The organism is Pseudomonas sp. LAMO17WK12:I10, from assembly GCF_900215185.1.
GTDB lineage: Bacteria > Pseudomonadota > Gammaproteobacteria > Pseudomonadales > Pseudomonadaceae > Aquipseudomonas > Aquipseudomonas chlororaphis.
In genome coordinates this window covers 53,345-65,022 of the sequence record NZ_OBDX01000006.1, presented here as the reverse complement: position 1 = coordinate 65,022, position 11,678 = coordinate 53,345, and the positions used below count along the sequence as shown (strand labels likewise).

Sequence of the window (11,678 nt, the reverse complement as noted above, 5' to 3'; positions counted from 1 at the left end):
GGTACGGTTACCCGAGCGAGCGCGATGCAGCTCATAGCGTCAGGTAACTGATAAGTCGGCTCAGCAGGCCCAGGCCAATGGTGACGCTCACGACTATCACGAGGAGCATCCACGGCCGGAAGGGCCGGCGCTCGACTCGGTGCTGGGCCAGTTGCAGGTATTCTTCGACATGGCGTTGGTCGTCGGGGTTCAGGCGGCTGGTCATAAAAAGCCTCGTCAGCTAGACGTTGCGAAAAGTATGAAGGTTACAGCGCAGTGCCATCTTGTCGGGCTATGCGACATGGAGCGAAGCATAGCTGCTCGCGGATGCCGGCCTTGTCATCCCGTGAGCGATTGCGCTTTGTAACACTCGCGCGGTGTTTGCGCCATGCCACGAATGGCCGGGAAGGACCCGGGAAATTCCGCTCCAGCTGGCTTACAGGCTGATACCGACATCGAAGACGATGCTGCGCCCCAGGTTGCCACGCAGGAAGTCCGGCGCGTCGGGGTGGGCGAACAGCACGCGGGCGAAGGTCGGCCCGACCAGCGACAACGAGCGCCAGCCCTGGCGCAGGTATTCGGTCGGCGGCGGGAAGTGGCTGTTGAGGTCGAGCACTTCGCGCTTGAGGCTGGCGAAGGCGATGATGTCCAGCTCCCCCAGGTCCATGCCGCGTTCCTTGTAGTTGTGGGCTTTCTTGCGCAGGGTCGGGGCCAGCCTGAGCAACAGTTCGTTGGCCGGAATGCGCTTGGGCTTGGCCTCTCGCCGTACCAGCTGGCTGAGGGAGAAGGCACTGCGGCGCCGTTGCAACTCGTCGCGCCATTCGTCGTTGAGGCGGCGGCCTTCGTCCAGCACGAAGAACACCTCGAAACAGGCCTCGCGAAACAGTACGTCCGGCGGCTCCTGCCCGGCGGGCGTGAACTCGTCGGCACGGTAGGGGATGTTCAAGCCTTGCAGCAGGCGTTGGCAGACCCAACGCTCACGCTCCCATTTGCGCGCATTGGACAGGAACGCGTTGGCTTGTTCGGCCTGAATGGTGAGCAGGCGCAAGTAATCTGAGTCATCCATAGTCCAAGCTTAGCGTCCAAACGCTGATCCAAGAAATACACTCTGCCGGGTCGGCGGGGGCTGACTGCACTTATAACGGATAAGTGTGACATCAGGTCAACCCTCTGCCGCTCGTTCAGGCCCGCCAGGGTTTCAGCCAGAGCCCCAGGGCGATCAGCAGGAGCAGACCGGCCACTGTGCTGAGCCCCAGTTGCAGCCAGACATTCAATAGCGGATGCAACAGTAGCGCCGCCGCGCTCAGCAGAACGGCGCTGACTGCCCAGCGCACCGGCCAGTTGATGAGGGTGAGCAATTGCTGGCGCTGCATCAGCAACAGGTTGGTCAGGAGCACGCCGCCGAGGGCCGCCAGAGGAATTGCGGTCAGCCCCAGAACCAGCGGCAGGCCCGCCAGCAACAAGGCGTTGAGCAGGCTGCCGAGCAGTTCGCAATGCAGTGGCGTGCTGGTATCACCGGCGGCATAGGCATAACGCGCGAGCATGGCGTTCCAGGCACCAAATACCAACGACACGGCGAACCATCCCAGCAGCGTCGGCAGCGGGCCGTCGGCGCTCTGGGCGGGCAGCAGCCAGTGGATCAGCGCCGGGCTGGCGCCCACCAGGCCGAGCGCGGCTGGCAGGCTCAGCAGGGTGGCGGCGTCGAGCCCACGATGCAGCAGCCCCAGGCGCTGATCGCCGGACTTGCCGCTCATCAAGCCAAGCAGGACCTGGTTCAGGCTCATCAAGGCAATCAGCGGCAGGTTGATCAGCTTGCGCGCCAGGTTGACCCAGGTCACCACGCCTTCGCCCAGGTAGCTAGCGACCAGCCGTTCCACCAGTGCCAGGCCCTGGCTGGCCAGGTTGCTGGTCAACAGCGGGCCGAGGCGGCCGAGCAGTTCCCGGCCGGCACCGGCATCCCCGCGGACTTGCCAGGGGCGCCAGCCGGTCTGCCAGACCGCCGGCACCAGCGACAGGCACATCAGCAGGCTGCCGAGAAAGAACGCCAGCGAAAGGCCGGAACCAAGGCTCGCCTGGCCGTAGAAAAACAGGTAAAGCACCGGTGGCAGGTTGAACAGCAGCGAGCCTAGCCCCGGCAGGACAAAACGTTGCCGGGCGTGCAGCGGGATGCTGAACAGCGCGTGCATGAGCAGGCCGGGGATGCAGGCGGCCAGGCTGCGCAGGTTGGCGGCGGCTTCGGCCTGGGCTTCGCTGTCGAGCCCGGGGCCGATCAGGCGGATCCACAACGGCGCGCTCAAGGCCAGCAGGGCATACAGCCCCAGGCCCAGGCCCAGCAGGCGTGGGCACAGGCCGGCCAGCCAGGCGTGCTGGCGCTGGGCGTCGCGTTCCTGATAGAGCGGCAGGGCCGCGGCCGCGAGAATGCCGGCGGCCAGGGTCATGCGCAGGGCTTCGGGAATGAATACCGCGACCAGGAACGCATCGCTGCGGCTGCCCGCGCCCCAGGCCGCCACCAGCAGCCATTCGCGGGCAAAACCGGCGAGCAGCCCGGCGAGGGTCGCCAGGGTCAGCAGCAGGGTGCTGCCGAGCATCAATAGAACAGGGTGAACAGGCCTTTGCCACCCACCTTGTAGTTCAGGTCGTGAGGGCGCTCGCCCATGGGTTTGGCACCGCTGCCGCCAATGATCTTGTAGGGGGCAACGGCCTTGGCCACGAGGGTGTTGGCGGTCACTACGGCCCCGCGACCGATATGCGAGCCATGGGCGAGCAGCGCCCGGGTGGCGATCCAGGCGTAGTCATCGATGTAGATGGGCGCGGACACCGACCAGAACTCGGGGCTCATCGGGTCATGGCCGCCGGCGAGAATCAGCACGTGGGAGGCGATCGTCACATGATCGCCGATGATCAGCCCGGCCCGGGCATCGATCTGACAATGCCAGGCGATCACGCTGTCATCGCCGATCACCAGGTTTTCCACCCCCAGCACCTCGGTGTTGCGCCAGATGCTCGAGCCCTTGCCGATTTTCGCGCCGCCCAGGCGCAGCCAGGCGATGCGCACGTGATGGCTGGGGATCTTGTTGATCAGGATGTTGTAGGCCTGCTCCCAGGCCCGCAGCCAGCGGTCCTTGAGGGTGGCCAGGTTCTTGCCGTAGCGCGGCACCAGGGTGGTGGGGATGTCCCGCTTCAAACGGCCAAACAGGCGTCGGGCCAGGGGATGCTCGATGATCGGTTCGATATCCACCGCACAGATGCTGTAGCGCGCCTGCTCGCCGTCGCCCTCGACGAACAGCACGTCGTTGTTCAGCCCCCAGCTATAGGCCTCGAGCAGTTCATCGTGGCTGACGCCCAGCTCCGAGGCCAGGGCAGGCAGGCGTTCCGGCAGATCCGCAGAATGGAAAATACGATGTTTCATGCTTGGCGATCCTTGGGGTTGATGAGGGGGAGAGTGATGGCCGGGCGCAACCGGACCTGTTGCAGGCTCATGCCCATCAACAGCCAGAACAGACCGATCAACACGAAAGTGAAGCTGAAGTAGTGGTCGAACAAGCCCGTCAGCAAGGCCGCCAGCAGGCCGGAAATGCACCCCAGCCACAACGCGTTGTCGGCGGTCACCTGACGGATCGGCGCCAGCGGGCGCACCTCGCGCCACCACAACAGGGTGACGGCGATGAACAGCAGCATCCCCGGAATGCCGATCTTGTAGATGAAGTTCAGCCACAGGTTGGAGATGCCCGGCAGGTCGGTGCCCGGTACCGGCGGGTCGACCTTGAAGCCGATGCCCAGCGGGTAGCGCATCATCGCCTCGGGGAATTTCGCGTACTCCTCGAAACGCACTTCGGTACTGGCGTTGGTCGCCGAGAACATGGTCATCAGGCGTTCCTGCAGCGGCGGGTAGAACATCACCAGGGCCACTGCGAAAGCCGCCCCGAGGCCGATGATCCGGCCGCTGTAGGGCACGCGTTTGTAGGTCAGCCAGATCAGCACCAGGGCCAGGGCCAGGATCGCCCCGCGGGAAATACTCAGCAGCAGCCCCGCGCAACCCAGGATCGCCACCGCCAGCCCCAGGGCCCGGCGTGCACCGGTGCGGGTCCAGCCATAGAGCAGCGCCAGGGGAATGAACAGCACCAGCACGCCGCCAGTGAGGTTGGGGTGAACCCAGGGCGACGCCATGCGCTGGTAGTTGGCGGAGAAGATGTCCTTCACTGCTTCCGGGTGGGCGTACTTGAGGTCGGTGAGGATCGGGATCATTGACATCGCGTTGCGCGACTTGATGAACATGCCGATCGACAACAGCAGCATCAGCAGGGTGCCCAGCAGCAGGGCGATCACCAGTTTGTCGCGGTCGGCATCGGTACGCAGCAGCAGCGGCACCATGAACAGCAGCGACAGGTTCATCAGCCAGCGCACCCAGTTCACCGGGCCGTTGCCTTCGGCGTGAATGATCAGCATGCCCCAGACAAAGGGAATGGCGCTGAACAGCATCAGCCAGACCATGGCCCGCTCGGTGGGACGCCAGAGCATGAGATTGCGGGTCTTGCCGATGAACGATTGCCAGAACAGCCCGACCCACGTCAGGCCGAGCACCGCTTCACTGACCGTGGTGCGAATCCCCAGCTGCAGCGTGGTGTAGGGAATGCAGGTGGCCAGCACGGCGAAGATCAGCAGGCCCCACAGCGGCTTGCGGATCAGTGTCAGGGTCACGGCCAGGCCGATCACCACGAAGATGACTTTTGCCGGTGGCAGGGCCCACAACAGGATCCCGAAGATCAACCCCAGGGTCAGGCCAATGAATTTTCCTGGCAGCATCAGTGAAAGAGCCCTGTGAGCAAGGTATCGAGGCGCTGGCGGTGGGCCGGCTCGGCAAATTGCCGGGCCCAGTCGCGCAGGGTATCCGGATCGGGTCTGGCGCTGTCCTGCGCCTGCTCGATCAGCGCGTTGCGCAGGCTGGCGCGATCGCGGGCATTGAAGCGTCGCGCGCCGGGTGGCGTGACCTCGTCGAGCGCCGAACCCCTGGCCACCGCGACCGGCGTGCCCTGCCACAGCGCCTCGACCACCGGCAGGCCGAAGCCTTCGGCGTAGGAGGGCTGCCACAGGCAGTCGGCATGCCGGTACAGGGCCTGCAGCTGCTCGTCGCTGACGCCATTGACCCAATGCAGGCCGGGCAACTGGCTCAGGTTCGCGGGCAGGTCGCTGGCATGGCCGACCAGGACCAGCTCCGGTACTTGCGGGTTTTCCTGGCGGCAGCGCTGCCACTGCTCGATGAAGAGCGGCATGTTCTTGCGCGGCTCCCGTGTCCCGACGGCCAGCCAGTAACGCTCGGGCAGGCCCGTCGGCAATGGGCCGATGACGCCCTGGAATTCCGGTACCAGGTTGTGCAGCACGCGGAATTTCGGCCGCGCCCAGGGAAACAGTCGGGCCGCCTCGCTGCAGGAAAACCGCGAAGGGCACCAGACCTCATCGGCAATCCAGATCGACCAGGCGATCGACACGGCGTCGATCAGCCGATAGGCCATGGCCTTGAGCTGCGAGCGGTGGAAGTTGCGCTGGGTCAGCTGGAACAGGTCATGCAGGATCAGCACATAACGGGTGCCCGCCGGCTTGTGGCCGATGGGCAGGCCCATGTTGGCGGTGGCGATATACAGGTCGACCGACTGCTCGCGAATGGTCGCCGGCAAGAATTTGCGTTCGAAGCGCAGGCGCACGCCGGGGCGTTGCACGCCATCGAGAGGGCTCGGCCAGGCCGGGCAGAAGGCGGTCTGGCGTTGTTCATGCTCCAGTGGCGCTTCGCTCACCAGCAGCAATTCGGTGTCTTCACGGGCACGCAGGGCCTGTTCCAGGGCCTTGACCTGACGGGCGATGCCCGAGGAGGGAGCGACCGTGGCCGGACGATAATCGAGGGCTACACGCATGCGGGATGCTCCTGTGTGGAGGGCAGAGTCCGGTAGATCTGTTCCAGTTCGTCACCGGCCACGGCCCAGTCGTGATGCTGGCGGGCATACAGGCGGGCGGCGCCGGCCAATTGGGCGGCGAGGCTCGGCTCGCTCAACAGGCGAATCACGGCATCGGCCAGGGCCTGGGCATTGTCGCCTGCCAGGTAATGTTCCTCGGGGCGGATGGCCAGGCCCGAGGCGCCTTGCGCGGTGCTGACCAGCGGCAGGCCGGCGGCCATGGCTTCGAGCACCTTGAGCTTGGAGCCGCCGCCCTGGCGCAACGGCGCGATGAACAGCGCGCAACGCCGTTGCAGATCGGGCAGGTCCGGCACGAAGCCAACCCATTCGATGCGGCTGTCGGTCCAGCGTTCGGCCCAGTTGCTCGGCAAGGCATACCCGGCCACCGCCAGGCGCGCCTCGGGGCAGAGGCTCCAGACCCGCGGGAAAATCTCGTCGAGCATCCACTGCACGGCGTCCAGGTTCGGCGCGTATTCGTAGTTGCCGACAAACAGCACCCGCTGGCTCTGCGGGTCGGCCGAGACCGCGGCAAAGCTGCGGCTGTCGACGCCGTTGACCACCACCTCGACCGGGGTGCGGGTCAGCTGGCGCATGGTCCGGGCGTCGCTTTCGGTCACCGCGACCACCTGGCGGGCCGTGTCGAACGCCTTGCGTTCCCACTGTCGGCAGCGCCATTGGTCGTAGCGCACGAAGAGGCTGGCCCAGGCCGGGAAGCGGTCATAGGTCGCGCCGCCCAGGCTGGATTCGAGGTTGTGCTCGGTGAGCACGAAGTCCCGGCCGGCCCGCCGCAGCGGTTGCAGATAGGGTTGCAGGCTGTAGCTGTGCTCGACCTGGATCACATCCCAGGGCTCCTGCAGCAGGCTGTCGAAGCGCTCGCGCAAGGGGCGCGACACGCCGTTGACCGTGGTCAGCAGCGGCCACGGCGCGAACAGTCCGGCCAGTACCGTGACCGGGTGTTTCAGCGGGCGCCGGGGCACCACGATCAGGCGTTCCAGCCAGGGCTCGAGGGCGGCGCGGGTGGCGGCATCGGCCTCGGTCTTCGACTGCACCAGCAAGGTGATGCGGTGGCCCCGCTCGCTCAAGGTCCGCAGCAAGTGAAACTGGCGAGTCTTGCCACCGCTGGTCATGGGCCAGGGCAGGTAGGGGAGAATCCAGAGAATCTTCACGTACGGCACTCCAGGTCGAGATCGATTACCACACGAGAATCTGCAGGGACGATTTCACGGTCGGCTGGATGCCGTCCGCGGCCTCGAGACTGGCCCGGGTTCCGCTGAGCGGATCGTAGAGCTCGGCCTGGTGCACCTGGGGCAAGCGGATAGTGCCGCCCTTGGCGCTCCAGAACATCAGCAGGCGCTTACCGTCGTCGCGGGTCCAGGACACGCTGTAGAAGGTGTCGGGCAGGTTTGTAAGCTCTGGCGTCTTGCCGGGTTTGAGGCGCGCGCCGGTAATCTCGAGAAACCGCGCGAGCGCCTTGTACACCGGCTTGGGTTCGCCGTTGAGATCGAGCAGGCCGTAATGCTGGTCGCGGGCCGAGGCGCGCGAGTCGAGATCGGAAAGGGCGAAGAGAAAGATCCGCTCGTAGTCCTGGTCGCTCATCAACGCCAGGCGACGCAGGGTGTAGTCGGCCTGGCCGTCGACGCCGATCAGCCGCTGCATCTCCTTGGGCCCGGCGTAGCTCGACCAGCCCCACTCGGTGGCCCAGACCCTCTTCAGGCCGGCGCCGTGCAGCATGTCGTTGAGCTGCTTGCCGCGCAGCAGCACTTCGTTCTTGCCCGGCTCATCAGTTTCCGGGGTTTCCGAATACGGGTGGTAGGCGGCGACCATGCCCAGGCTCTGCACGCCCAGTTCGCCGAGTTTCTCGAACATCAGCGCGTTGCGCTGGGTCGGCATCTGGCTGTAGTAGGCCATGCCGCCCATGACCTGGATCTTGTCCGGCGCCACTTGGTTCAGGGCCTGATGGGTCGCCAGCAACAGCTCGCCGTAGCCCTTGGCATCGGGTTTCGGCCGCCAGTTGTTGGGTATGTTCTGCTCGTTCCACACCTGCCAGGCGTCGATGTCGGGGTAACGCTGGGCCAGCATGGCCATGCGCGTGGCGAAGACTTTCGGATCGCGCGGCGGGTACTGATCCTGGAACGGCCCGCCCTTGGGGGCGGTGGTCACGAAGGGCGCCGAGCCTACGAGGTAGAACAGCGACTTGAGTTTCGAGTCGCTCAGGGTCCGGTCCAGTTCGTCGAGGGTGCTGAGTTGATAACCCTCTTCGGTGGGTTCGAGCCGATCCCAGTGCAGGTCGACCCGCACCCATTGCAGGCCGAGCTGCTTATAGGCGGCGATCTGTTTGCGGTATTGCTGCGGGGTGAACCACAGGAAGTGCGCATTGACCCCCAGGTAGTCCTTCCACACCAGGGTGCGATCGGGGGCCAGGTTGATCGGCGTGGCATCGACCTGTTCGCTGAGCAGCAGGGCGCCGCCTACCGCCAGCGCGGCGACCAGTGGCAGATAGCGCAAAAGAGGGCGACGTTTAAGGCCTGCTCGGGTCTTCATTTCGATCGCTCCTTGCACACTTCATTGAACAGTTCGGCAAAACGGCGCGCGGTCGCGCTCCACTCGCGTTGTTGCCCGGCCTCGCTGGCCCGCGCGGCCCACTGGCGGGCCAGTTCAGGCTCCAGCACCAGGCGGCTCAGGTGCTGGCTCAGCGCTTCGACATCGCCTTGCTGATAGGTCACGCCATTACCGCCGGCCACCTCCTCGGCAAAGGCCCGGGCATTGGAGGTGACGACCCCGCGACCGCAGGCATTGGCCCAGGACAGGGCGCCGCTGGTGCCGCGCATCTGGCCGAGCCAGGCGAGTTTTTTCGATTCCCGGTACGGCAGCACCATCACATGGTGGGCCTGGATGGTGCGGGCGATCTCGGCGGACGGCAGGTCCAGTTGCCAGTCCACCACATCGTCCAGCTGCAATTCGCGAATGCGCTGGCGCAGGCCGTCGAGGTAGTTGCCGGCCGGGTCGAAGGTCATTTCCGGGGCGGTGCCGCCGGCCAGGGTCAGGCGGACCTGGCCACGGCACTGGGGGTTGGCGGCCAGGGTGCGGGCCAGGGCTTCGATCAGGTCCTCGATGCCCTTGCCGCGGTAGATGAAGCCGAAGTACAGCAGGCGCAACGGCACCAGCGGCGGCAGTTCGGCCGCGGGGATCGGCAGGTTGCCGTGGGCGATCACCGCCACCTGTTGCGGTCGCAGGCCCATGCGCTGGCGCAGGCAGTCGCCGCCCAGCCGGGTCAGGGTTATCAGCCGGCGCATGCCACGGGCCAGGCGCCGTTCTTCGCGCAGGGTCAGCGGGTCGGCGAGCAGCGCCGCGGCTTGCGGCAGCGGGTGCGGCAGGCGTTCGAGCAGGGTCAGTGGCCAGAACAGCCGGGCGCGCCGCCAGATCAGGCGTTCCGGGTCATGCACGGTGGCCGTGCGCGGGATCCGTGGTTGTTCGCTGCTCAGGTAGTCGAGCGCCTGGAACTCGCCGAAGCGACCACCGCCGAGTTCAGCGTGCACCAGGTCGACGCTCGTCCAATCGAAGGCGCGCAGGCGCGTCAGTTGCTCCGCGGGATCGTGACAGCCAGCCAGCGGCGTCAGCACTTCGATGCCGAGGCCGCGCAGTGCATTGCTGAAATGCGCGGCGTAGTCGGCGATACCGGTCTGTTCCGGCGGCAGCGGGGCCAGCAAGGCGATACGCATCAGGCGGCACCGCGCCAGCTGTTGATCCGCTCCAGCACCCTGGACGGTACTTCGAAGCGGCGACGGTTGAGGATCAGCCCGTCGACCTTGCCGAAGGCGGTAGTCAGCAACGACAGCGCATTTTCGATCATCGGCACGGTGCTGGTCCGGGCCTCGATCACCAGGGCGATCAGGTCGGCGCGGCGCAGGATCAGGAAGGCCTCCTGGTTCGACAGCAGGGCCGAGGCATCCAGCAGCAGGACTTCACCGGGCTGGGCCGGCGCGCTGTCGTTGACCCGCACGCGCTGGCCGCGCTCTTCCAGCAGGCGGCGCAGGCGTTCGAGGATGAAACTCACGCCTTCGCCATGGCGCGCCGAGGTCAGGCCCAGGGTCAGGCCCTGGCTCTCGATGCGGTCCATGGGCAACAGGCTGTAGAGCCGGTAGATGCTCGCGGTCATGGCGGCGGGCGTGGCGTCCTCGAGGTCCGGCACGCTGCCCCACAGCGGCACCTGGAACAGCTCCGGCAGGCGCGAGGCGTCGTGGATGCGCTGGTCCAGCAGGTAGCAGACATAGATGGTCAGCAGACCCACGGCGATGCCCGCGGGAATGGCGAACAGCAGGATCAGCAGGCTCTTGGGGAAGACTCGCGCCGGGTTGAAGGTGGCGTGCTCGATGATCGCGATGTTGCTGATCTGGCTGCTGTCGAGCTCGTGGTCGATACGCGCCTGTTCCAGGTTTTCCGAGTACAGCGCGTAGCTCTTTTCCGCGGTGCGCAACTGCTGGGTCAAGCGGTTGAGTTCGGGCTCGTCGGTCAGTACCCGGTCGCGCTCGGTACGCAGGGCAGCCAGGGTCTTGTCGTAGTTCTCGATCTGCCCGGTCAGCCGGCGCTGTTGCAGCTGGGCGTCGATGACCTGCTGCTTGACGTTGGTCACCAGGCTATTGGGCGCAATGTTCTTCGAGCGTTCCAGGCGGGTCTCTTCCTGTTCGCTGAGGGCCTGCAGGTCGTGGATGTTCTGTTCGATCTGCTTGACCGCCGGCGCCTCGGGCAAATAGGTGCGCAGCAAGCGCGCGCGCTCCACCTGCAGGGTGTTGAGCTGGCGTTTGAGGTCGAGCTGGGTCGGGTTGAGGCTGGTCTCGCGACTGGTCACCACTTCGACAGGCTGATCCTGGATCTGCTGGCGGGCGTTGATCAGGAAGCTGCTGATCCCGGACAGCTGGTTCTGCGCATTGACCCGGGCATCGGTCAGCCGGTCGATCTGGCTGGTGAGGTTTTCCAGGCGGGCATCGACGCTGATCGAATCGATCTGCTTCAGGCGGCCCTGCAACTGTTCCTTGAGGCTGAGGATCTGCGCGGCCACCTTGTTGCCTTCGCCTTCATAGAAGGCATAGAGGCTCTTGCGACCGAGCACCCGGGCGCGCTCCTCGAGGAAGGTGTCGACCCAGATCTTCACCACCTGCTGTGCGACTTCCGGGTCGTCCCAGGTAAAGCTGATATCGATCACCGACGAACCCGCTTCGTGGCTGGCCTGGAAGTTCTTTTCCAGGCGGGTCGCCAGGCGGTCCAGCGGGCTCTGCGGCTCCGACAGACCGACCAGTTGCAGCAGGCTGCGCAGCGCATCGATGGCCGTGCCCATGGCCTTTTTGGCGTAGAACTTGAGGGTTTTCCAGAAACCCTGGGGTTCGGCGGCCGCGCTCAGTTCCAGGTAGCGCTGGGCGACGATGTGCACGATGGGTCGACCGGTGAGCATCTTCTCCTCATCGACGATCGGGTCGTGCTGGGTGCTGGGCGAGATCAGCGTCTGGCGATTGCCGGCTTCGATCGGCACCGTGGTGCTGTCGCGCCCGGGCTTGACCAGCAGGCGCGCGTCCGACTCGTAGCGCGTCGGCAGCAGGAAGGCGCCCAGCACCGCGACCACGATAGTGGTGATGACCGCCAGCTTGAACTCGCGGCGGAAGATGAAGAACAGACGCAACAGGTCGCGTAGAGAGCGTATTTCGATCACGGGATCACTCCGTTGAAAGTACTTGTAGCAGTGGCTGATGGAGGCCGATCAAA

General features: G+C 65.7%; 10 protein-coding genes. All 10 read right to left on the bottom strand.

Translation table 11 applies throughout. From position 1 onward, the window contains the following. Window positions 1-31 precede the first annotated feature (31 nt). The 10 genes from CRO75_RS09160 to CRO75_RS09115 all read right to left on the bottom strand — a co-directional run bounded on the left by CRO75_RS09160 (window position 32) and on the right by CRO75_RS09115 (window position 11,625). The gene (locus CRO75_RS09160; RefSeq protein ID WP_009045687.1) at window positions 32-205 is read right to left on the bottom strand and encodes a DUF3094 family protein; all 174 of its coding nucleotides are present in this window, start codon (window positions 203-205) and stop codon (window positions 32-34) included. A 210-nt stretch (window positions 206-415) separates the two neighbouring features. Continuing rightward, window positions 416-1,045 carry a DUF1780 domain-containing protein gene (locus CRO75_RS09155; RefSeq protein ID WP_025807520.1) on the bottom strand — a complete coding sequence of 210 codons (630 nt, stop codon included), beginning with the start codon at window positions 1,043-1,045 and terminating at the stop codon, window positions 416-418. Window positions 1,046-1,160: 115 nt separating this feature from the next. After that, the gene (locus CRO75_RS09150; RefSeq protein ID WP_097135049.1) at window positions 1,161-2,567 is read right to left on the bottom strand and encodes a lipid II flippase MurJ; all 1,407 of its coding nucleotides are present in this window, start codon (window positions 2,565-2,567) and stop codon (window positions 1,161-1,163) included. After that, complete coding sequence (locus CRO75_RS09145; RefSeq protein WP_009045684.1) at window positions 2,567-3,388, bottom strand: acyltransferase; 822 nt, start codon at window positions 3,386-3,388, stop codon at window positions 2,567-2,569. The genes CRO75_RS09150 and CRO75_RS09145 overlap by 1 nt, the downstream gene beginning before the upstream one ends. Next, on the bottom strand, window positions 3,385-4,782 hold the full coding sequence (locus CRO75_RS09140; RefSeq protein WP_062824560.1) for an O-antigen ligase family protein: 1,398 nt from the start codon (window positions 4,780-4,782) through the stop codon (window positions 3,385-3,387). The genes CRO75_RS09145 and CRO75_RS09140 overlap by 4 nt, the downstream gene beginning before the upstream one ends. Next, window positions 4,782-5,885, bottom strand: coding sequence for a glycosyltransferase family 1 protein (locus CRO75_RS09135; RefSeq protein ID WP_097135048.1), 1,104 nt, complete (start codon window positions 5,883-5,885; stop codon window positions 4,782-4,784). The genes CRO75_RS09140 and CRO75_RS09135 overlap by 1 nt, the downstream gene beginning before the upstream one ends. Then, window positions 5,876-7,090, bottom strand: coding sequence for a glycosyltransferase family 4 protein (locus CRO75_RS09130; protein WP_097135047.1), 1,215 nt, complete (start codon window positions 7,088-7,090; stop codon window positions 5,876-5,878). The genes CRO75_RS09135 and CRO75_RS09130 overlap by 10 nt, the downstream gene beginning before the upstream one ends. Before the next feature lie 25 nt (window positions 7,091-7,115). Then, on the bottom strand, window positions 7,116-8,465 hold the full coding sequence (locus CRO75_RS09125; RefSeq protein ID WP_097135046.1) for a beta-xylosidase: 1,350 nt from the start codon (window positions 8,463-8,465) through the stop codon (window positions 7,116-7,118). Then, on the bottom strand, window positions 8,462-9,643 hold the full coding sequence (locus CRO75_RS09120) for a glycosyltransferase (RefSeq protein ID WP_097135045.1): 1,182 nt from the start codon (window positions 9,641-9,643) through the stop codon (window positions 8,462-8,464). The genes CRO75_RS09125 and CRO75_RS09120 overlap by 4 nt, the downstream gene beginning before the upstream one ends. Continuing rightward, window positions 9,643-11,625, bottom strand: a complete 1,983-nt coding sequence (locus tag CRO75_RS09115; protein WP_097135044.1) for a GumC family protein — start codon at window positions 11,623-11,625, stop codon at window positions 9,643-9,645. Before CRO75_RS09115 ends, CRO75_RS09120 begins: the two co-directional genes overlap by 1 nt. Between the last annotated feature and the right edge of the window lie 53 nt (window positions 11,626-11,678).